At 57.2% G+C, this 20,630-nt stretch carries 21 protein-coding genes; 11 read left to right on the forward strand and 10 right to left on the reverse strand.

Annotated features, from left to right (window positions below):
- Window positions 1-131: 131 nt before the first annotated feature.
- The 7 genes from BQ5361_RS07340 to dapF form a co-directional block, all read right to left on the reverse strand.
- Window positions 132-1,634 carry a BACON domain-containing protein gene (locus BQ5361_RS07340; RefSeq protein WP_035472030.1) on the reverse strand — a complete coding sequence of 501 codons (1,503 nt, stop codon included), beginning with the start codon at window positions 1,632-1,634 and terminating at the stop codon, window positions 132-134.
- A 26-nt stretch (window positions 1,635-1,660) separates the two neighbouring features.
- The gene (locus BQ5361_RS07345; RefSeq protein WP_035472027.1) at window positions 1,661-2,236 is read right to left on the reverse strand and encodes a hypothetical protein; all 576 of its coding nucleotides are present in this window, start codon (window positions 2,234-2,236) and stop codon (window positions 1,661-1,663) included.
- Between the two features lie 18 nt (window positions 2,237-2,254).
- Complete coding sequence (locus tag BQ5361_RS07350) at window positions 2,255-3,139, reverse strand: BACON domain-containing protein (protein WP_071424994.1); 885 nt, start codon at window positions 3,137-3,139, stop codon at window positions 2,255-2,257.
- Between the two features lie 345 nt (window positions 3,140-3,484).
- Window positions 3,485-3,790: a DUF4491 family protein gene (locus BQ5361_RS07355; protein WP_035472312.1), complete on the reverse strand. Its 306-nt coding sequence runs from the start codon at window positions 3,788-3,790 to the stop codon at window positions 3,485-3,487.
- 69 nt (window positions 3,791-3,859) lie between these two features.
- Window positions 3,860-4,696, reverse strand: a complete 837-nt coding sequence (locus tag BQ5361_RS07360; protein ID WP_035472021.1) for an alpha/beta fold hydrolase — start codon at window positions 4,694-4,696, stop codon at window positions 3,860-3,862.
- Between the two features lie 73 nt (window positions 4,697-4,769).
- On the reverse strand, window positions 4,770-4,982 hold the full coding sequence (locus BQ5361_RS07365) for a hypothetical protein (protein ID WP_022063677.1): 213 nt from the start codon (window positions 4,980-4,982) through the stop codon (window positions 4,770-4,772).
- Between the two features lie 124 nt (window positions 4,983-5,106).
- Complete coding sequence (gene dapF, locus BQ5361_RS07370) at window positions 5,107-5,910, reverse strand: diaminopimelate epimerase (protein ID WP_035472018.1); 804 nt, start codon at window positions 5,908-5,910, stop codon at window positions 5,107-5,109.
- Between the two features lie 230 nt (window positions 5,911-6,140).
- Here dapF and BQ5361_RS07375 point away from each other — a divergent pair, with 230 nt between their 5' ends.
- The 3 genes from BQ5361_RS07375 (at window position 6,141) to metK (ending at window position 11,059) form a co-directional block, all read left to right on the forward strand.
- Window positions 6,141-6,890, forward strand: a complete 750-nt coding sequence (locus BQ5361_RS07375) for a nitroreductase family protein (protein ID WP_022063679.1) — start codon at window positions 6,141-6,143, stop codon at window positions 6,888-6,890.
- 5 nt (window positions 6,891-6,895) lie between these two features.
- Complete coding sequence (gene tamL, locus BQ5361_RS07380) at window positions 6,896-9,316, forward strand: translocation and assembly module lipoprotein TamL (protein WP_052130976.1); 2,421 nt, start codon at window positions 6,896-6,898, stop codon at window positions 9,314-9,316.
- Between the two features lie 453 nt (window positions 9,317-9,769).
- Window positions 9,770-11,059, forward strand: coding sequence for a methionine adenosyltransferase (gene metK / locus BQ5361_RS07385; protein WP_022063681.1), 1,290 nt, complete (start codon window positions 9,770-9,772; stop codon window positions 11,057-11,059).
- A 234-nt stretch (window positions 11,060-11,293) separates the two neighbouring features.
- Here the strand turns inward: metK and BQ5361_RS07390 are convergent, their stop codons facing one another.
- Window positions 11,294-11,884 carry a SagB/ThcOx family dehydrogenase gene (locus BQ5361_RS07390; RefSeq protein ID WP_035472015.1) on the reverse strand — a complete coding sequence of 197 codons (591 nt, stop codon included), beginning with the start codon at window positions 11,882-11,884 and terminating at the stop codon, window positions 11,294-11,296.
- A 380-nt stretch (window positions 11,885-12,264) separates the two neighbouring features.
- On the opposite strand from BQ5361_RS07390, the gene BQ5361_RS07395 reads away from it, so the two are divergent.
- The 6 genes from BQ5361_RS07395 (at window position 12,265) to BQ5361_RS10690 (ending at window position 15,948) form a co-directional block, all read left to right on the forward strand.
- Complete coding sequence (locus tag BQ5361_RS07395; RefSeq protein WP_035472012.1) at window positions 12,265-13,278, forward strand: hypothetical protein; 1,014 nt, start codon at window positions 12,265-12,267, stop codon at window positions 13,276-13,278.
- A 214-nt stretch (window positions 13,279-13,492) separates the two neighbouring features.
- The gene (gene rpmI / locus BQ5361_RS07400) at window positions 13,493-13,687 is read left to right on the forward strand and encodes a 50S ribosomal protein L35 (protein ID WP_022063684.1); all 195 of its coding nucleotides are present in this window, start codon (window positions 13,493-13,495) and stop codon (window positions 13,685-13,687) included.
- A gap of 153 nt (window positions 13,688-13,840) precedes the next feature.
- Complete coding sequence (gene rplT, locus BQ5361_RS07405) at window positions 13,841-14,185, forward strand: 50S ribosomal protein L20 (RefSeq protein ID WP_022063685.1); 345 nt, start codon at window positions 13,841-13,843, stop codon at window positions 14,183-14,185.
- Window positions 14,186-14,485: 300 nt separating this feature from the next.
- Complete coding sequence (locus BQ5361_RS07410) at window positions 14,486-14,650, forward strand: FaeA/PapI family transcriptional regulator (protein ID WP_022063686.1); 165 nt, start codon at window positions 14,486-14,488, stop codon at window positions 14,648-14,650.
- Window positions 14,651-15,120: 470 nt separating this feature from the next.
- Window positions 15,121-15,711, forward strand: coding sequence for an RNA polymerase sigma factor (locus BQ5361_RS07415; RefSeq protein WP_035472009.1), 591 nt, complete (start codon window positions 15,121-15,123; stop codon window positions 15,709-15,711).
- Window positions 15,712-15,780: 69 nt separating this feature from the next.
- Window positions 15,781-15,948 (forward strand): hypothetical protein, encoded by a 168-nt coding sequence (locus BQ5361_RS10690; protein ID WP_022063688.1) that lies wholly within the window; start codon window positions 15,781-15,783, stop codon window positions 15,946-15,948.
- Window positions 15,949-16,179: 231 nt separating this feature from the next.
- Here the strand turns inward: BQ5361_RS10690 and miaB are convergent, their stop codons facing one another.
- Together miaB and BQ5361_RS07425 are read right to left on the reverse strand one after the other, a co-directional pair.
- Window positions 16,180-17,541, reverse strand: a complete 1,362-nt coding sequence (miaB, locus tag BQ5361_RS07420; RefSeq protein ID WP_035472006.1) for a tRNA (N6-isopentenyl adenosine(37)-C2)-methylthiotransferase MiaB — start codon at window positions 17,539-17,541, stop codon at window positions 16,180-16,182.
- A 56-nt stretch (window positions 17,542-17,597) separates the two neighbouring features.
- The gene (locus tag BQ5361_RS07425) at window positions 17,598-18,518 is read right to left on the reverse strand and encodes a YitT family protein (RefSeq protein ID WP_022063690.1); all 921 of its coding nucleotides are present in this window, start codon (window positions 18,516-18,518) and stop codon (window positions 17,598-17,600) included.
- 230 nt (window positions 18,519-18,748) lie between these two features.
- Here BQ5361_RS07425 and BQ5361_RS07430 point away from each other — a divergent pair, with 230 nt between their 5' ends.
- Window positions 18,749-19,573, forward strand: a complete 825-nt coding sequence (locus BQ5361_RS07430; protein WP_081976774.1) for an energy transducer TonB — start codon at window positions 18,749-18,751, stop codon at window positions 19,571-19,573.
- A 351-nt stretch (window positions 19,574-19,924) separates the two neighbouring features.
- On the forward strand, window positions 19,925-20,569 hold the full coding sequence (gene plsY / locus BQ5361_RS07435) for a glycerol-3-phosphate 1-O-acyltransferase PlsY (protein WP_035471997.1): 645 nt from the start codon (window positions 19,925-19,927) through the stop codon (window positions 20,567-20,569).
- Window positions 20,570-20,630: the final 61 nt, after the last annotated feature.

Here is a 20,630-nt window from a genome sequence, read left to right on the forward strand (position 1 = left end):
TATAAGCCACAACACAAATCCTTCTTTCCGCCTCATTCGCCATGGGACAAAAAAATTCCCGGCAGGAGAGGGTAATATCCCCTCCTGTCGGGAAAGCGCATGCCTTACCGCGCGATGAAACGCATTATGCCTCAGGCATCCGGATAAAGGTCCAGGGCTCCCTCATACGTCCCTGTCACAGCGAAACCGGCATCGCTCACGAACTCGAACGTGATGACATACTCCTCGCCCGTCCGGCTCACGGTCATGGTGCCTTCGGTTATCGCCGCCTGGTCGCCGGGATAGGCATCGTCCTCGATGCGTACGTACCACGTACCGTTCGGGAAAGTCGGGTGCGAATAGCCGAACGCCCCCGCGCTGATGCCCGGTTCCAAAGCCTCCGTCGTGTCATAACTGAAATTGGGACGCACCGTATAGGTACCCTCCGGGAGATAATACTCCCTGTCATCGTTTACCCAAACAGGCTCCGTCGCCATACAAACAGTCAAACGGTCGCCCGTCCCGAAATATGCCCCTTTGGAATTTTCAAAGGTAAGCCCCTCGCTCATGAACCTCAGTTCCCACCACGTAAACGGCTTATCGCGCCAGTCACAGTTAGGCTGCAGGTTCGCACGACAATGAGTCAGCGTAGTCAGTTCCACATCCTCCAGAATGGTGCTCTGGAAATCGGGCTTTCCTTCCTGCGTAACAGGAATCTCGAACGGCCCGATACCCTCCGCATCGGTCGTCACGATGATACGGCCGGTACGCGGTTCGGACGATTCATTTATCTCTTCATTCATCAAGATTTCGATGAAATTCTTATCGTCGCTCGAATAGGCATTGATGTCCAGCCAGGCCGCATCCGCCCTGGCCGACCAGGTCAGGCTGACGGGCGTCAGGTCGATACGGGCGAAACCGCCCTTGTATTCCAACACGATGCCCTCCTCCGGTACGTCGCCGCCGTTGTAAGTCATCGTCAGCGACGGCGGCAGCACCTTGGCCTCCTGTGTCACGCGGATGGCCTTCGGGCCTGCCGATTCCACACTCGGCGTCAGGGTGACGTTCGCAGAACGTTCCGCCGTGTCGGGGTTGTCCTGCACTGTGACGGTCAGCGTCGTCTCCCCCTCGCTTCCTTCCGTCGTCGAAAGGGTTATCCACTCTTTGGCGGCCTCATCAACCGCGGCGCTCCAGGTAATCCCCTCGCCCGAAGCGGTCACCTTCACGCTCTGGCCTGCGGCACCCTCGGCCTCGAAAGTCAGTGCCGCCGGGTCTACCGTCAGCGAATAGACCTCCGGAGTCTCAGAACCGGCCTGCGTAACCGTCACGCTCACGGGTTCCAAATCATCGTTATCTTTGGCAGTTATCCGAATCGAAGCGGTACGTTTCTCGGCTGTCGGATTCTTGGCGACCGAGACCAGCAGTTTTCCGGCCGTCCCGTCGTCCACGGTAATCCAGTCGGCCGACGAAGGAACGGCATATTCCCACTCCACGCCGGTGGCGGTCACGGTAATCTCCTGCGGAGTCGTATCCTCTGCACCGAAAGTAAGCGACTTGGGCGACACCTCGAGGGAAGCGGTCTCTCCGCCCCCGTCCTGCGGCGTACATGCGGCGGCGAACATACAGGCCGCCGCGATGAATAAAATCTTCTTCATGGTCGTATCTATTTAGGTTAACACAGTTATTTCGCACGAGGCGGGGCGATGTACCAGTTGATGAAGCTGGTACCGCCGGCAGACGACTGCGCCGAAGTACCCAGCACATACCTGCCGTCCGCCGAAATATGGTTGATGTAACCGCCGGGAATGACGATGCCGTAGGTATCGTACACCCAATCCTGCGTATCGCCCAGGTCCGTATGCGTATTCAGGTCGTAAACTTTGCCGGCCGATACGCCGAGGGTACCGATACCGATGAAGCCGATGCCGTCGTCGGTAACGTGTACTCCCGTAGTCTCGCCGTAATCCTCCACTATCGTGGTCGTTCCGGTCTCGGTATTATAAAAAGCCGCCGCATAGGTATATTCCACATACTGCCTGTTGGCCGACGGGGTTTCCGTCCGGTATGTAGTGGCTATCCATTTCCCGGAAGGACTGATTTTGGTAAGCTGTGCCTGACATATGCAACCGTTCACCAGGTTGTAATCGTACTCCGTACCATCCTGATACTGCATCACCGTCGGGGTGATTTCGCGTACATCCTCGCCTACCCACTGCGGCCGGCCGAAACCGGCACCCTCCTTTTCCCAATAGAGCATGCCGTAGTCGCTGTTATCTCAGGAAGTACCGTAAATCACCTCCCCGTTGGCAGAGATGCTCCGTGCCATGACACCGGCCCGCAGCTCCTCTTCCCTGTAATTCTTCTCCGGGAGGGACAGTTCCTGTGCCGCCCCGTCTATCCACAGAAGAGGATAATAGAGTCCGCCGGCCTCTTTTTTGCCGAATCCTACCCAAAAATTTCCATCGGCAGAGGTACCCTGTATTTCAGGCCGGAACTGAAAATCCGCAGGCGCCTCCGGTATGAAGATGTCTCCGTTGAGGTCGATGGCTATCTGGCCGCCGTTCGTACCGTCGCTGATGAACAGCAAACCCTGGTCGGTAACGGCCATCGTCTGATGCAGTGCATAGACCGATTCGGGATAGGGTCCAAACTGATGCCATTCGTCCGTCTCAAGGTCCACGATGGTCGGAGAGTATTGGTAAGAGTCATCCGGCGCGATGGAGATGACGAAACCGCCGGCATACCTGCCGCTGGGCGACATCGCCGCCCCCATGGAAAAAGTGTCGAGCTTGCGGAAACGGGCGAAGGCACCGTCCGCCGCCAACTGCCGGATACCTATCTCCTGCACCGCCTGCCCGGCCGTCACCGTCAGGACGGCACTCCTTTCGCTACCCGTATCGTTATCCTCCACCGTGACGGTCAGCGTCCGGTCAGCGGTACGTTCCGCCTTCACCCAGGTGGCACCCGCTTCGACCGTCCACTCCGCCGGAGAAGCCTTCACGTCGATTTCGAGCGGCTGATTGCCCTCCGCCAGGAACGAACAGAGATTCTGTCCGATTTTCACATACTGCACCTCCTCGCCGCCACCGGTCGTGCAGGAAGCAAGCGACATGCAGGCCAGCAACGCCAGCATGCCGCCTGCAAAAAATTTCTTCGTCATAAATAGTGATAGATAGTAATTAAGTAATAACTCCACGCCATGAAACACGGAATCCTGTTTCATGTATTTGCAAATATACCCATAAAAACCAATATTAATTTATGATTTTTTAAATATAAACACATTCGTTCCGGCAAGATAAATATCCATTCACGACCGATGAAAATAACACAAACCGGCACATACATACCGATTTCGGCACCGACAGCACCTTACCTGGAAATATTTACCACAGACAAACCGCCTGTCTCCGGCTCCAAGACGCCGCATCATATCCCGTGCGGCAGATACACGCAACGGAGGCAAAGCCCTGCCCCTGCCTGCACGCGAGCAAAACGAACGATATCAGGATTTACGGCGCGGATTTTCCGGGAACCACCCCTTGCGCACACGTTCCCGCTGCTGGAAAACTTCGAGGATACTCCAGAACGAAGAGAACGCGACGACGCCGAAAAGTATCGAAAGCACCAGCCCCTCCACGCAGACGGAAAGCGCTGCGGCGGCGATGCCGAGCACGAGAAACATCCACCACGAACGCGTACCGAACCAATACTCCGCCTTGATGACGAGCGGATGGAAAAGTCCGATGATAAGAAACGTAAAGATGCCGACCGTCAGTCCGGTCAGGCGATATTCCGAAAGAAAGGAGATGACAGCCTCCATTTCACCCAAACGTTAATACCCGCCGCACAACGAAGCGGGCCTGTTCCACACTAAAAATCACCCGGCAGCTTCCGGCGACACGTCGCCGTACGCCTCCGCCACGAAAGAGAGAAGCGCATCGGCCGCCGCCGCGGGTTCTTCGACGAAGCCCATGTGCCCGGAGTTTTCGAGCCATACCGCACGAGCCTGGGGCTGGTTCCGGATAACTTCCGCAGCCGTCTCCGGCGTCACATACTCGTCGTACCGGCCGAAAAGCATCATCTGCGGAACACCGCTTCCGCGCATCGTCCCGTTCAGGTCGTGCCGGTCGCGGATACCCTTCAGCACGGCCACGATTCCCGCATCCTCCGTCAGGGTTATCTGGTCCGAGAGCTCCTCCACTGCCCACGCCAACCGCTTGCGGTTCTGCGGAGCGAACCCCACATGGGGGAAACTCCGGGCGATAAGCTCCTTCTTGCCCCCCTCGATGAGGTGTATCTCCCGCAGACGGTCCTCCCGCTTCTTCTCCGAATCGGGGTTCGGCGTGGAGTGGAACAGCACGAGGCCGGCAAACGCCTCCGGATATTTGCGCAGCATCTCCAGCGCCACGTAACCGCCCATCGAGTGACCGACCACGACGGCACGCCCTATGCCGAGCGTCTCCATCGCGGCATGTACCGTATCGGCCATGAACTCCATAGTGTGCACCTCGCCCTTCACCTCCGAGATGCCGTGTCCCGGGAGGTCGGCCGCAACCACCCGCACCTGCGGCGCGAGCAGCTCCGTGAACCTGTCCCATACATCAAGCGACTCCAGATAGCCGTGCAGCAACACCACCGTCCGTTCGCCCTCCAACGTATCGCTCACCCGGACCGCGCAACCGCCGGCCATGATGAATTTCTCTTCCTTAACCATATCCGACCATCAACAGACAAAGCCGTCTCCCTGCGGAACGGCCCACACTACCCATCCATCCGAAAGCTGCCGGTTACCCTACCGACTCCTCTCCGTCATCGAAGTAATCGAAGACCGACTCCTTTTTGGATAGGGACAGCGACATCTCCTCCTCGTCGTCCCCATCGTACACGGAATAACGCTCCCGACCACCCTTCTTCGCGGGCGCGAGTTTCGTACTTCTGCGCAAATCGTCCGAATCGGACCGGTTCCCGCCCGGTCTCCGGACATCCCTGATAGATTTCATCGTAGTGTAAAAACTGAAAATTCCTTACGCTCCGGCTGCTGTCCCGCAAAATACCTGCCAGGGCACAAAGCCGCCGCACACGGTGCAATGTTAGAAAAATTTTCCGAACCGGCACGACGCCGTCTCAAAAATTTTCCGGTCTGAAAACACCCGAATAGACCCTGCGGGCCGGCCCCGTAAGCCTCACATCAGAGAACCGCCCCCCGACGACGTCGAACGCCACATTCAGCAGTCCGCCGCGCACCTGCACATCGATGCTCCGCACCTGCGGAAAACGCACGCGGGAAGCCACTACGGCAGCGGCTACCGAACCGGTTCCGCAGGCCAGCGTCTCGTCTTCGACACCCCGCTCGTAGGTACGCACCTTCAGCGTCCCCTCGCCGGCGACCTCGACGAAATTGACATTCACGCCTCCCGTCCCGGCGAAAGCGGGCAGGTTCCGCACACGGCGTCCCTCACCCCGCACGTCCACCCGCTCCACGTCTTCCACGAAACGGACGTAATGGGGCGACCCCGTATCGACAAAGTATCCCTCCTCCGCTTCGGCAAAGCCGTGCGGCTCGGTCATTCCCAAGGCGATACGCCCCGCATCGTCCCCGCAGGCGAGCACCTCGGCCCGGTGAAGGCCGTCCACCGCAGCAAACGCCATCCTTTCGCCCGCCGCACCGGCATGCCGGGCGAAAAGCGCCATGCAGCGGCCGCCATTGCCGCACATGGTCGCCTCGGGCCCGTCGGAATTGAAGTACCGCATGCGGAAATCCGCCCCGCACTCCTCTTCCAGAAGCATGAGCCCGTCGGCACCTATTCCGAACCGGCGGTCGCATAGGGCGGCCACCAAAGCGGGACGGGGCTCGAACACCCTTTCCCGGTTATCTATTATCACGAAGTCGTTGCCTGCGCCTTCGTACTTTCCGAATTCTATCTGCATGTGTGCAAATTTACGATTATTCCCGAGCCTGCCGCAACTTCCGGCCAAAAATCCCTACATGGGGTCATCCCCCCGCCGGAGATGCGCAGCCTCCGGAGAAAAAAGAACGGAAAATGCACGGAATTTGCTCTTTGCCGGGCAGGCACGGCCACGCAAAATCGAAACGGGTACGGTCGCATCCTCCGCAAGAATTACTACCTTTGTACGGATTGTACCATAAAAACACGACGATGATAAAAGAGATACGGGAACACAGGTCGATTCGGCGATACAAACCCGAACCCATCCCCTCCACGGTCATGGAAGAGATACTCGAGGCGGCCTCGCGGGCTTCCACCGTGGGGAACATGCAACTGTACAGCATTATAGTAACCACATCGCGGGAGCTGCTGGAACAGCTCGCCCCCCTGCATTTCAACCAGCCCGCCGCAACGACGGCACCGGTCCTCCTGACCTTCTGCGCCGATATCCACCGTTTCAGCCGGTGGTGCGAACTGCGGGGAGCCGAACCGGGCTACGACAATTTCTGCTGGTTCATGAACGGCGTGACCGATGCCCTGCTCGCCTCGCAGAACGCCTGCCTGGAGGCCGAAGCGCACGGGCTCGGCATCTGCTATCTGGGAACGACACTCTACAATGCGGGAGAAATCGCCCGGATACTCCGGCTCCCGAAGGGTGTTCTGCCGGTAATGACCGTCGCCATGGGATATCCCGAAACCCTGCCGCCGCTGACCGACCGGCTGCCGCTCGATGCGGTAGTTCATCGGGATACCTATACGGACTACACACCCGAAAGGCTCGAAATCCTCTGGCGCGAGCGCGAAGCCTCGGCCGAGACGCAGCAGCTTCTCGCGGAAAACCGGCTGCCCAACCTCGCCCGCATCTTCACCGAACGCCGCTACGTCAGGGAGGACAACGTGACCTTCTCGCGCAAATACTTCGACGAACTCGTCGAGCAGGGCTTTTTCAACCAGCAGTAACGTCCATGAAAAGCATGAAGGCCTCCGTCCTGAGATGCGCGCTCGCATTCGCATGCGGGGTAGCGTCGTACTCCTGCTCCGTGACGCGCCACCTCCCGCCGGACTCCTACATGCTGACGAAAAACAAGATAGAGACCGACCGGACGGTACCGCGCGACGAACGCATCACGGCCGGGGAGATAGACCGGTACGTACGGCAGAACCCCTCCAAAAAGCTGCTTGGAACGAACCTCCCTGCCTGGCTCTACAACCAGGCCGACCCGAACAAGGAGAACGGCTGGAACAACCTGCTGCGCAGGCTGGGCAGCGAACCCGTCATCCTCGACACGGTACAGACCGCCGCATCGAACCGCAACATCAAGCTCTACATGGACTCCCGCGGATTCTATGAATCGACGAGCCGATACGCAATCGAATACAAACGCAACCGGAAAGCGGTGGTCACCTATTCGGTCAGACAAGGAGCGCCCTACCGGATCAACTCCCTCTCCTACGACTATCAGGACAAATTCCTCGAACAGGTCATCCGACAAGACAGTGCCGCCACGCTCATCAGGCCGGGAGACATCTTCGACCTCACCCTGCTCAACGACGAACGGCAGCGCATAACGGCCTATCTGAAAGACCGGGGGTACTACAAGTTCTCCGTGAACAACATCAGCTACATAGCCGATACGCTCGCAGGCGACCACCTGGTAAACCTCACGATGGTCATCCGGCAGCAACTGGAAGGATACACGCCCGAGGGAGAGCCGATATATGGGAACAACGCCGTCTACCGCCTCGGCAAAATCTTCGTCTATCCGGATTACGACGCCACCGCGGCTGCCACCGACCCCGCCTACCTGCGCGGCATGGACACGACCTACTACCGGGGACTCTACATCATCCGGTCGGGCAAGCCCAAAATCAAGCCGCAGACACTGCGCCGGGCCATCCCCATCTACTCCGACTACCTTTACAGCGCAGGCGACAAGCAGCGCACATCGAGTAACCTGCAACGGCTCGACTACTTCAAGAATGCCAGCGTGACCTTCTCCGAACCCGAACCGGAAGACGACAACTACATCACCTACATCGGCGAAGGAGGCGAAGGGGAGACCCCGGTACAGACCCTCGAAAGAGCGCTCGACTGCGACATCTTCTGCACGCCCGCCATGCGGCAGGGCTACACGCTCGACTTCGAGGCCACCACCTCGTCGGCGTTCTATGCGCTGCGTCCAACCGTCAGCTACCTCAACCGCAACCTGTTCCGCGGTGCCGAACTGCTCAACATCAGCCTGTCGGGCGGATACGAATTCAACACGGACGAAACGGCGGCCAAGAACTCCTACGAGGTGGGGCTCACGGCATCCGTCACCTTCCCGCGGTTCCTCGCCCCCTTCCCCATTGACAGGGCGGGAAAACTCTACCGTCCCCTGACGCGCATCGAGGTATCGACCAACCTGCAGCGCAAATCGAAATACCACCGCACCATCACCGGAGCCAACATCGGCTATTCGTGGAACAACGGCCGCAACACCACCTATACCGTCCGTCCGATAGACTTCAACCTCGTGGACGTGAGCTTCATCGACACGGACTTCCTCTGCTCCATCCAGAACAGCTACCTGCGCGAAAGCTATAAATCGCAGTACATAGCAGCCATCTCGGGCTCCTATCTCTTCAACAACCCGAATACCGGCAAGGGCAATTCGATAACGGTACGCGTCAATGCGGAAACGGCAGGCAACCTGACCGACGCACTGGCGCACTGGCTCTCCTCGCCCGTCTCCGAACAGGTGAACATCGACGACTGCGGTACGGGGGGACAGACCTCCCCACGGTACGAAACATTCTACAAAATATTCGGCATCCGCTACTCGCAGTATTTCCGCGTGGATGCCAGTGTCAGCAATACCATCCCGATAGGATACCGGTCGGCCGTGGCCTACCGGTTCTTCGGCGGCATCGGACTCCCCTACGGCAACTCCTCCACCCTCCCGATGGACCGCATGTTCTACGTGGGAGGCAGCAACAGCATGCGCGGCTGGCCGGTGAGAGCCCTCGGACCAGGCAACTCCTCCAAGGGACGGAACTCCGGCTTCAAAAGCCAGCTCGGCAACCTGCGGCTGGAGGCCAACCTCGAATTCCGCTTTCCCATCTGGAACGCCCTGCACGGTGCGGTATTTTTCGACGTAGGGAACGTCTGGCTCGCAGGCATCCCCGGTGCGGCCAGCGACGAGGTTTTCCGTTTCGACAGCTTCTACAAGGAGCTTGGTTTCAACACCGGGTTCGGCTTGCGCTACGACCTCGACCTGATTGTCATCCGCCTCGACTGGGGCGTCCGGGTGCATGACCCCAGCCTGCCCGCCGGACAGCGATGGCTCAAGGCCTTCAAATGGGGCAACACGGCCCTCAATTTCGGTATCGGCTATCCTTTCTGACGGCCGACCGCAGCGACGACACGCCCGCCGACACAGTTGCCGGCACGCCCCGTTACCCGCCTCCACCCCAACCGGCTGGCAGAAAAGCAGCTGCTGCGTCTTTCCTGTCTCCCCGCCGCGTCAGGCCCCCAACGGCCGTCCGTACCGAGGAACCGGATACGGCAGCCTCCGAAAGTCCGTACTGCCCGACGGTAAGTAAATATACCTAAAACCGACCGCAGCGCACATTCTAACGTTTTTTTGCCTACCTTTGTGCGGTGAACAGCGCCGGGAACTCCGGCAGTGGAAAGATTTGGCCGCTTGCAAACCACGTAAAAAAATAGCTAAAGAAGCAATCCGTTTTTCTTTAGGGGCCCCGGCCGGGGTTCGTTACTTTTACAACAGCCAATAATTTCCGTTTTAAAATTTTGTCCAACGGGCTGCGCACGGCGCCGTCCCCAAAAACGTTTTAAAATGGCATTCTTATTTACGTCGGAAGCCGTTTCGGAAGGGCACCCCGACAAAATCTCGGACCAGATATCCGACGCGATACTCGACGAATTCCTTCGCCGCGACCCCGAATCGAAGGTGGCGTGCGAAACCCTCTGCACGACGGGACTGGTAGTAGTTGCCGGCGAAGTGCGTTCGGAAGCATACGTCGATGTACAGAACGTCGCCCGACGCGTCATCAACCGCATCGGCTACACCCGGAGCGACTACATGTTCGACGGAAACTCCTGCGGCATCCTCTCCGCCATCCACGAGCAGAGCCCCGACATCAACCAGGGCGTCGTGAAAAAGGACGAAGAGCAGGGAGCCGGCGACCAGGGCATCATGTTCGGCTACGCCTGCGACGAGACGCGCGAATACATGCCCGCGACGCTGATACTCGCCCAGGTCATCATGAAAGAGCTCGCCGTACTGCGGCGCGAGCACAACGAAATGCCCTATCTCCGGCCCGACGCCAAGAGCCAGGTGACCGTCGAGTACGACGAGACGGGATGCCCGGTAAGGGTACACACCATCGTGGTCTCCACCCAGCACGACGAATTCATCCGTGCCGGCGGCAACGTGACGGAAAAGGAGGCCGAACGTCAGATGGGCAAACGCATCGAAGACGACGTGCGCAGCATCCTCATACCGCGTGTCAAGGCACGCCTGCAGCGGGCGGGCGACAAGCTGGCCGACCTCATCGGCGACGACTACCTGCTGTACGTGAACCCGACGGGGAAATTCGTCATCGGCGGCCCGCACGGCGACACGGGCGTCACGGGGCGCAAGGTCATCGTCGACACCTACGGCGGCCGGGGTGCCCACGGCGGCGGAGCCTTCTCGGGCAAAGACGCCTCGAAGGTGGACCGCTCGGCAGCCTATGCGGCCCGCCACATCGCCAAGAACATGGTGGCAGCAGGCATCGCCGACCAGATACTCGTCCAACTCTCCTACGCGATAGGCATCGCACATCCGCTCAGCATCTATGTGGATACTTACGGCACGGCCCGCGTATCGGACACCGATGCCGAGATAGCCCGCCGCATCGAACGGCTTTTCGACCTGCGTCCCGCCTCCATCGTGGAACGGTTCGGTCTCAAGAACCCCATCTTCGAAGCGACGGCCTCCTACGGTCACTTCGGCAACCGCCCCTACCGCCGGGAGGTCACCCTGTTCGACCATGGCAGGGAAGTCACGAAAGAAATCGAATTCTTCGGGTGGGAAAAGCTGGACGAGGTGGAGAATCTGCGCCGCGAATTCGGCATACTGTAAACACCGGCCGGCGATGCCCACAGCGGACACGCCACGGCACCTCCGATTATGACAAAGGCCGTATCATGAAAGGTACGGCCTTTGTCATATACCGGAAGCGACAAAACGCGAAATGCGGCGACCTTCCGCCGGGAATGACCGGACTCCGAAACCGGCAACCCTGCCGGCGGCTTGCACCGACAGCATCCCGCCTCCCGTTCGTGCCGGCCGCACCCGGACAGGCTGCGGCACAGGTTATCTGGGGTAGCCGACCGGATGAAAGAGGATGATGCGCTGCCTGTCGTTCAGCCGACACGCCTTGCGGAAGGCGGGTTCGTCCATCGAGCCGCACGATACGGTGGCGAGCCCCAGCGACGTACAGGCGAGGAAGATATTCTGAGACACATATCCCGCATCGGTATCGGCGAACCGGGACGAGCCGTCCTCGGCCACCAACACGAGGTTCACCGCCGGCTTATTGCCGCGTACATCCTGCCGGTGGTCGCCTTCTGCGACGGGCTGCAAGAGCGACTGCTCCGGCACATACAGATAGACACCCTTGTCGGTCAGGACATAGATTTGAATGTCGCGCCGGTCCATGGCCGAGGGAGCCGTCCGCTTACCCGACGCAGGACGGTTCACGCCGTTGGCTGCCCACAGCAGGTCGGACATGTCCTGCAACGAAAGCGCCCGGTCGGCATACTCCCTCACGGAGCGACGGTCGGCCAACGCCCGCATCAACGAACCGCCCCTGTCAAGGTCGGGTTCATTCAACTTCACCGGTTCAAGGGCAAATGCCCCGACGGCCGCCATCACCGCGACCGCCGTCATGACGAATCTTTTCATTTCCGTGACATTTAAAATTCAACAATCTCTCTTCCGCAAGATACGGAATCCTGCCTCAATCCGGAAACCGACAACGGCAAAATCCACGCTAAAAGTCCGCCTGCCGCAAAAAAATCGAAAAAAAACGGCGACGTCATGCAACACTGACAGCCCCTGCGACGTCATATATACCGAATCGGGACCCGCCCGGCGCAAGGACCGTACGGAACACGGCCCGGAAAAATCCGGGAACGGCCTGTCCGAGAAAACACCGTTCGCACGGAAATCCGCGCCGGAAACGAAGAGAAGCGCAACTAAACGACCGAAACGTTATCCTGTTCTAAAGTTTTTTGTTATTTTTGCGGACTACACTATTTGTTTTGAAATAAAAAATTACACTCATGAAAAAACTATGTAATGCATCGGCCATCGCCGCTTTCCTGACTGCGGTTTGCTTTACGGCAGTCTCCTGCAACAAAACGCCTTCCGAATCGACCCTACCCGTCGAAAAGGAACTCGGCGTCAGCATAGAACTCACATCGGCAACGGAGACCTCCGTCTCGGTGGACATCACCGCAGAGAAAGATGCGGAAGGATACATCTATGCCATAGGCGAAGCCGGCAAGCTCAACGAATTCCAGAACGGTACGATGGAGGGTATCCAGACACAGAACGACCCGACCGTCAAATCCGCCTCCTTCGACGGTCTGACGAAGGCGACCGACTATACCATCTACGCACAAGCCTTCGCAGGAGAAGAAAAGGGGAACGTCAGGCAGTTGGTCGTGACTACCGAAGGTGAACCCGATTTCGACCTCACAACCACGACCACCATCGACAACATCACCGAAGACTCGTTCGTCATCAGAGTTGAGTTCGGTGCCGATACCCGCACGCTGGTGTACGGATACGGCAGCGCAGATGACCTCGAAGCGTTCGAAAACGGTACCCTCTCCACCATTACGAAAGTCACCAACCCCACAGCCAATACCATCATCGTCAGGGGTATGGAGCGCGGTCAGGAGTACACGGTCTTCGTACAGGCAGTAGCCGGCGACAAGAAAGGAAACGTATCGACGGTATCCGGCAAGACGCTGAAACTCGAACTCGAACTTGTTCTGCTGGAAGATGAATTGACCTCGACCTCCGCCGTCGTCGAGATACGTCCGGGCGGCGACACCTCCAAATACCGTTACATGCTCGGCTCCATGGAACTGCTGGACTACTTTGAAAACGGTACCTGGCCCGACATCATGTGGGAGAACGACGTGACCGCCCCGAAAGAGACGCAGGCTACCGGCCTCACTCCGGGCGAAACCTACACCATCTTCGCCCAGCCGTTCGCAGAGAACGGTACCCGCGGTGAAACGCAGATAATCGAATTCACCACTCCTACGGCGGACGAAGCCGAATAACCGTCCAGTATAAGGATATCGATACAGAAGGAGGACCTGCGGTCCTCCTTCTGCCGTTCCGGAAAGGCGCAAAATAGGGAAACGCAATTTGATTCTTCGCAAAATATGGTTATCTTTGCAGGCTGTTTAACCATTTGTACCGGTCAGCCGGGTTCTGTCCGGGCTTGGACACCACACCCGGTCGGGCGGTCGTAACTACTTAAAGTTTATCGAAATGCCAAAGATGAAAACAAATTCCGCTGCCAAGAAGCGCTTCGACTTCACCGGCACCGGAAAAATCAAGAGGAAACACGCTTACCATAGCCATATCCTCACCAAAAAGACGACGAAGCAGAAACGCAATCTGGATTATTCCGCACTCGTCGCTCCTGCCGATGAGGCAAAAGTAAAAAGCCTTCTCGTAAAATAGCATCGCCTTTTGCGAAAGGACGGTTGCCGCACGGTCGCAAGAGCTGCCGGAAAAGCAGCCCCGCCGGCGCCGGAAAATGTAAAACCAAGAGTGTGCCAGCCCCCAAGCGTGTGAGGAAAACACACCGCTGGCCGTTCGTAAAACTTTAAAATTATGCCAAGGTCCGTAAATGCGGTAGCATCAAGAGCCAGAAGAAAAAAAGTTTTAAAACTTGCCAAAGGCAACTTTGGTTCAAGGGGAAATGTTTGGACAGTAGCGAAAAATACTGTCGAAAAGGGGTTGACCTATGCGTACGTAGGTCGTAAGGACAAGAAAAGGAAATTCCGCAGCCTGTGGATACAGCGTATCAACGCTGCAGCCCGCAGCAACGGCATGACCTATTCGGAACTGATGGGTAAGCTCAAGGCTAAGGATATCCGCCTCGACCGCAAGGTTTTGGCCGACCTCGCCATGAACCACCCGAAGGCATTCGAGCAAGTAGTTAACACAGTAAAATAGCGATTGCGGTACACCGCAGACAGACGGCCCGCCGAGACTCGGCGGGCCGTCTCATTCTCCGGAGCGGCAGGTCAAGGCGGCAGGGTCGAATTCTTCCCGCCCGCAGGTACGTTTAGCACGGTTTATGTATCGCTATTTTGCCGCAGACAGAGACCGGGTCCGAACGGGCAGCACAGCTCGGCACCCCGCCGGTCCGCTCTACGAACGGGCGGAACTCCCGGGGAGGAAGAGTATCCGACACATACCGGATGCCTTTCCGGTCTATGCTGCAATGGACATAACCGACAAAGACCAAACGCCATGGAAGAGAAGATTTTGAATCTCCTGACCCAGCCGATGAAGACGGGGGAGGTAGCCGAAGCCACCGGCATCGAAAAGAAAGAGGTGGAGAAAATCATCAAAAAGCTCGTCAAGGAGGGCAAAGTGGAGTCGCCGAAACGCTGCTACTATGCGGCAGTAAAATAACCGGCCCTTCCGAGAGGGGATACCAATCGGACATCCGGATGCCTCCGGCACAAAAAACGACCGCAAGCGGCGGGGACTGTTACGGTTTCCCGTCGTCGGTTTTAACGGTATCATGTCAAGAAAGGAAGTGAACTGACAAAAATTTGTCAGGATTTTGTCAGGCTATCTGTTTTTTTGACACCCACACCTCCACCGCACGATTTTACTGATTTTCAATCTATTACATAAAAAATACTCCTTTCCGGAGAATAACGGCAACGGCTCGGCTGCCGTTCGGTGTCATGTGCCGCATACTGGCATCCCGTTTGATGATAATCATCATGCAGAAGCATGGAGAAACGAATCCTGCGGATTCCCTTTGGAATTTCAAGGAAAATAGCGTATCTTGTGCGCGCAAAATTTATTTCTAACTCTTAAAACGTATCGCCTATCGAATAAATCTACTCCACCAATTTAAAAAGGAGAAGACAATGAACAAGAAGGTATCAGCGCTTAGTGACCAGCAGTTGCTCAGTGCCTATCTTTCGGGCGATAAGGATGCGATTTCCATACTCATCGAACGTCATTCCAAACGTGTGTTGGACTACATTCGCATGATGGTGAAGAACAATGAAGTCGCAGACGACATATATCAGGAGACATTCATCAAAGTCGTGCGGTTTATCGACGACGGACGTTATACGGACAACGGCAAATTCCTGTCGTGGGTGTTGCGCATCGCGCACAACCAGGTCATCGACCATTTCCGGCAGGCGAAACAGCAGAACAACCTGTCCGAATCGGACGCGGGATACGACATTCTCAATACGAAGCGTTTCGCCGACACGACCGTGGAAGACCGCATGGTGAGCGAACAGATAGAAAACGACCTGCGAAAACTCGTGGACAATCTGCCCGAAGAACAGAAGGAAGTCGTTATGATGCGTTATTTCGGCGACCTCAGTTTCAAGGAGATAGCAGAGCAGACCAACGTAAGCATCAACACGGCTCTCGGCAGGATGCGGTACGCCCTCATCAACCTCCGGAAGATGATAAAGGAAAACCAACTGATATTAACCTGAGGCGCACAATATAATCCGACAGGCGCCGTTTTATTGGAAAATCGGAAACGGTAAAACGGAAATAAGCCTATGGAACAGATAGACTATGCTTGCGGAATCGATTGTCCCGACGGTGCGGACGACGAACAGATGCTGATGGACTACATCATCAGGGACGATTGCGAACTGTGTTACCTCGATACGTATTTGAAAGAGACATTCCGAAATAAACATACTAATGCTGCAAACGAACAGTAAGTAAGGATTCATAGGTTAGGGTTAGGTTATTTATTCGCGGGTAGCTGCTGGGAAGTTGCTGCCCGCCGTGGTTCGCCGGAGAACCGGACGGACATCCGTCAGGCCGGCCGCCGCAATGCAGGATGCACGGCACCTTCATAACATGCCGTGCATCCGCAGACAAAGAAAGGGAGCGTTTTTACGCTCCCTTTCTTCATTGTATCCATCTACCGACAGGCAGCGACAACCGCCTCACTCCGCCACTCCGAACAGTGTCGCCGACGTGCATCCGGTAATCCGAACCCGCACGTAATCGCCCGGAGCCGTCTCCCCCGTCCGGTCGAAAACGACCATCTTGTTCTGCGACGTGCGACCGCACAACTGCTCGCTGCTGCGCCGCGAGAGCCCCTCCACGAGCACCTCGAACACATTGCCCATATCCCGTTCGTTGCTCGCCGTCGAAAGCTCGTTCTGCAGCGCGATGATTTCGTTCAGCCGCGCCGTTTTCACCTCCTCGGATACATCGTCCGTCATGGTACGCGACGCAAGGGTCCCCGGACGCTGGGAATACTTGAACATATAAGCCGAATCGTATCCCACCTCCCGCATCAGCGACAGCGTCTGCGCATGGTCTTCGGCCGTTTCGCCGCAGAAACCGGCTATCAGGTCGGTCGTGACCGCGCAGTCGGGCATCCGTCTGCGGATGGCCGCCACCCGTTCGAGATACCATGCCCGCGTATATTTGCGGTTCATCGCCGCAAGCATCCGGTCGCTGCCCGACTGCGCCGGCAGGTGAACAGCCCGGCAAATGTTGGGATACGAAGCCATCACCTCTATCAGACGGTCGCTGAGGTCCTTGGGATGGGATGTGGCGAAACGCACCCGGAGCAGCGGCGATATGCCGGCCACCCGCTCCACCAGTGCGGGAAAATCGACGGCCTCGGCCGTCCCCTCCTTCCAGCGGTATGAATTCACATTCTGTCCGAGCAGCGTCACCTCCCGGTACCCGGCGGAAAAAAGCTCCTGCGCCTCGCGCAGAATGGTCTGCGGGTCGCGGCTGCGCTCACGTCCCCGCGTATAGGGAACCACGCAATAGGAACAGAAATTATTGCAGCCGCGCATAATGGAGATGAAAGCGCTCACGCCGTTGCGGTCGAGCCGGACGGGACGTATATCGCCGTAGGTCTCCTCCTGCGACAACTGCACGTTTACTCCGTGACCTCCGGCAGCAGCAGCCGCGACCAGCCTCGGCAGCTCGCGATAGGAGTCGGGACCGGCCACCACATCCACGACGGTTTCCCGTTCGAACAGCTCCTCCCGGAGTCTCTCGGCCATACACCCCACAATCCCTACGACGAGCCCCTTGCGGGCCCTTTTGTAACGGTGGAACTCCCGAAGCCTGCCCCATATCCGCTGTTCGGCATTGTCGCGGATGGAACAGGTATTCACCAGAATGACATCGGCCTGCGCAATATCCTCCGTATAACGGTATCCTTCGTCCTGCATGATGGAAACGAGGATTTCGCTGTCGCCGACATTCATCTGGCACCCGTATGTCTCCACATAGAGCCTCTTCCCGTTCCCGGAAAGAGGCCTCAAATTCTCGAGTTTCATATCACGTATCTGATTGACAACCGGGACAAGGCACGCCCCTGCGCCCGCACCGAGGGCTATTCCGGAAACGCCTTGAAACCCTCGCCGAAAGTATCCTGTGCATTAACGATGACGACGAAAGCGTTGGGGTCCACATTCTTCACCTTATCCTGCACTTCGGAAATCTGCCGCTTGTTCACCACAACGAATATCATATCGCGGTCTTTTCCCGTATACATGCCCCTGGATTTGATGTAAGTACCGCCCCGCTTGAGGTCGTTCATCACATAATCCTTCATCTGTTCGTTCTTGTCGGTAATAATAAAGAGCAGCTTGTCGTAGCTCGCACCGTCCAGCACGAAATCCGTTACCTGCGCCGCCACGAAGATGGAGATAAGGGCGTAGAGGGGCATGCTCCAGTCCCGCAGAATTATCATACCGATTACCACGACCGAAGACTCCACGATGAACATGGCCGTGGAAAACTTCATCTTCATGAATTTGGAAAGGAGCATGGAGATGATGTCCGTACCGCCGGACGTGGCTCCGAACTTCACGATGATACCCACGCCGGCCCCTATCAGTACACCGCCAAATATGGCGGCTACGAGCAAGTTGTCTGAAAAGTTGAAGAACTGGCTGATGAAGGAGGTGCCGTCGTCGGGATTCTCCCCCACGAGGTTCGTCATGCCGTTCATGACGAGCGGCGTGACGAGCGCAGCGAATACCGTTTTAGCTCCGAAGGTCTTTCCGAATACGATAAGGCCGATTATCATCAGCGGAATATCCATCATCAGACCGAATGTACCCGTCTGTATCGAAGGCACAAGGTAATGGAAGACGCGCCCGAGACCGTAAACACCGCCGGGGATTATCTTATAGGGATTGGTGAAGAGCACGAACCCGGCAGACATTATCACGGCTCCGACCATCACCCCCAGCCACGGGAACCAGAATTTTTTTGAACGCAAATTGCGCATTGCAGCACTGAAATCCATAACTTTATATTAAATTTACCGTGCAGGTTTATTTCCTCCTGTGATGCACGGACCGTTAGTATCGCAGATGTTCCAACCATCTTTTTTTGGGTATGCAAAGATAGTGATAGTTTCCAAGCCCCCAATTTGTTTTATATTAAAAAGGGAAGAAAAAACGCCATGCCTGTCCACCTTTGTTGAAGTATTTTTACTTATATTTGTTTTAAATTTACTCGAATAAGATAACAAACATGTCTTCGCCGAAAATAACAACATGGATTGCCTGTCTCGCTTTCCTGTACGCCGGCATACCTGGCCTCGCCCAAGAGGTACGGCACAGCGGAACCGTCGTAGGCTATGGAAATACAGGAAGTTTGCAGGCAGAGGGGAATTACGATGAACCGCCCCTGTTCGCAGCGGACGGACAGGCCGCACTGGAACAGTGGCTTGCCGAAAATATAACATACCCGACGAACGGCTTCGAGAACGGCCTGCACGGCGAGGTAACGGTACGCTTCACCGTCGAACCCGACGGCAGCCTCGACGGCATCGAAGCAACAGCATACGACGACGCAGCTCTCGCAGCGGAGGCGGTCGCCGCCCTGCACCGGTCGCCCCGCTGGCTGCCGGGGAGAAAGGGAGGCGAACCCGTCGCAGTCACCGTAACGTTGCCGGTCTCGTTCCGCAACGCCATCCGCCCGAAAGAGGCGGTCTTTGCGGCAGCAGGCGACAGCCAACCCGCCGACTTCATGGGCGGCGGCCTGATAGCTTTCCGCTCCTGGGTCATGTCCAATCTGGAGTACCCCACCGCCGCATACGACAACAATATAGAAGGGACGGTAGTCGTCCATTTCGTCATCGACACGGAGGGATGCCTGACCGATACGCATGTCGTCGCATCGCCCCACTCCTCCCTGACACGGGAGGTGCTGCGGGTGCTCCGCATGTCGCCGCAATGGGAGCCGGCCCGACAGGACGGTAAGACGGTCATGTTCCGATACAGCCTCCCGGTCATATTCAGCATGCACGGCACCACGTCCGGTGCTTATACCCGAATCGGGTCACCGACCTGGTGACGGATACCCTGGTCGGCCCGGCCGACCAGGCCCCGGTGCCATAGGCGCCCGAGCCCGCAGTTTGTACACACACACCCCGCAACGGAACGCCCTGTAGAACGGACAGCCGACAGCGGACGATGGCATCCGGTCTCTTCCCTGTATGATGGTTCTTCGCCATTACCGCACCAAACAGCTAAAAATCAACTGTTTTCACAAAACATACAAAGGAGTGTCATCCGACTGCACACCGACCGGCAGCCGCACCTCTTCGCAACATAGCCAATAAGATGCCGGCAAACCATAAGTTCTATTTATAGTATAGGACTTATCTTTGTACCGTTCCGCGACGGGACAGCATCCGACAGCGACATGACAGAGACACTCCTCATCATTCTATTGACAGCAGCCGCCTACCTGCTCGGCTCGGTTTCCAACGCCGTATGGATAGGCAAGACGTTCTACGGAACGGATGTCCGCGAACACGGCAGCCACAATGCCGGTGCCACCAACACCATGCGGATATTGGGCCGCAGAGCGGGTATCGCAGTCTTCGTGCTCGACTTTCTGAAAGGCTTTATAGCCGTCTCACTGGCAGCCCTTCTCCCCTATGCGGCCGGAAGCCCCGCCTTGTTCAACATGAAATTCGTCCTGACCGCCGCCGTGGTACTCGGCCACATTTTTCCCCTTTTCGCCGGTTTCCGAGGCGGCAAAGGGGTAGCCACCCTCGCGGGAGCGGTACTTGCCGTCTACCCGCCCGCCGTCCTGCTGTGTCTGGCCACCTTCGCCGTCGTCTTCATGCTCTGCCGGTACGTCTCCCTGGCCTCGATGACCGCCGGCATCCTGCTGCCCGTCTATACCGTTTTCGTATTCGGCCAACACTATCTTCCCCTTATCCTGTTCTGCTGTGCGGTGTCGGTACTCCTGCTGATAACCCACCGCAAGAACATCGGGCGGCTTCTGGCCGGCACGGAACCGAAAACCTATTTCCACAAACGCCCCGATAGGACGGAGTGACCGGCTCCGCCACGGGAGAGGCCTCCGACGGCTGTTTTTGCAGCTACGTTTTTTTTATTCT

This window comes from Tidjanibacter massiliensis, assembly GCF_900104605.1.
Lineage (GTDB): Bacteria > Bacteroidota > Bacteroidia > Bacteroidales > Rikenellaceae > Tidjanibacter > Tidjanibacter inops.

Coding starts and splice junctions, on each gene's coding strand:
- BQ5361_RS07340 (WP_035472030.1), bottom strand. CDS start 1,634: ATGAAGAAGATTTTATTCATCGCGGCGGCCTGTATGTTCGCCGCCGCA.
- BQ5361_RS07345 (WP_035472027.1), bottom strand. CDS start 2,236: ATGCTCTATTGGGAAAAGGAGGGTGCCGGTTTCGGCCGGCCGCAGTGG.
- BQ5361_RS07350 (WP_071424994.1), bottom strand. CDS start 3,139: ATGACGAAGAAATTTTTTGCAGGCGGCATGCTGGCGTTGCTGGCCTGC.
- BQ5361_RS07360 (WP_035472021.1), bottom strand. CDS start 4,696: ATGGTTAAGGAAGAGAAATTCATCATGGCCGGCGGTTGCGCGGTCCGG.
- BQ5361_RS07365 (WP_022063677.1), bottom strand. CDS start 4,982: ATGAAATCTATCAGGGATGTCCGGAGACCGGGCGGGAACCGGTCCGAT.
- dapF (WP_035472018.1), bottom strand. CDS start 5,910: ATGCAGATAGAATTCGGAAAGTACGAAGGCGCAGGCAACGACTTCGTG.
- BQ5361_RS07375 (WP_022063679.1), top strand. CDS start 6,141: ATGATAAAAGAGATACGGGAACACAGGTCGATTCGGCGATACAAACCC.
- tamL (WP_052130976.1), top strand. CDS start 6,896: ATGAAAAGCATGAAGGCCTCCGTCCTGAGATGCGCGCTCGCATTCGCA.
- metK (WP_022063681.1), top strand. CDS start 9,770: ATGGCATTCTTATTTACGTCGGAAGCCGTTTCGGAAGGGCACCCCGAC.
- BQ5361_RS07390 (WP_035472015.1), bottom strand. CDS start 11,884: ATGAAAAGATTCGTCATGACGGCGGTCGCGGTGATGGCGGCCGTCGGG.
- BQ5361_RS07395 (WP_035472012.1), top strand. CDS start 12,265: ATGAAAAAACTATGTAATGCATCGGCCATCGCCGCTTTCCTGACTGCG.
- rpmI (WP_022063684.1), top strand. CDS start 13,493: ATGCCAAAGATGAAAACAAATTCCGCTGCCAAGAAGCGCTTCGACTTC.
- rplT (WP_022063685.1), top strand. CDS start 13,841: ATGCCAAGGTCCGTAAATGCGGTAGCATCAAGAGCCAGAAGAAAAAAA.
- BQ5361_RS07410 (WP_022063686.1), top strand. CDS start 14,486: ATGGAAGAGAAGATTTTGAATCTCCTGACCCAGCCGATGAAGACGGGG.
- BQ5361_RS07415 (WP_035472009.1), top strand. CDS start 15,121: ATGAACAAGAAGGTATCAGCGCTTAGTGACCAGCAGTTGCTCAGTGCC.
- BQ5361_RS10690 (WP_022063688.1), top strand. CDS start 15,781: ATGGAACAGATAGACTATGCTTGCGGAATCGATTGTCCCGACGGTGCG.
- miaB (WP_035472006.1), bottom strand. CDS start 17,541: ATGAAACTCGAGAATTTGAGGCCTCTTTCCGGGAACGGGAAGAGGCTC.
- BQ5361_RS07425 (WP_022063690.1), bottom strand. CDS start 18,518: ATGGATTTCAGTGCTGCAATGCGCAATTTGCGTTCAAAAAAATTCTGG.
- BQ5361_RS07430 (WP_081976774.1), top strand. CDS start 18,749: ATGTCTTCGCCGAAAATAACAACATGGATTGCCTGTCTCGCTTTCCTG.
- plsY (WP_035471997.1), top strand. CDS start 19,925: ATGACAGAGACACTCCTCATCATTCTATTGACAGCAGCCGCCTACCTG.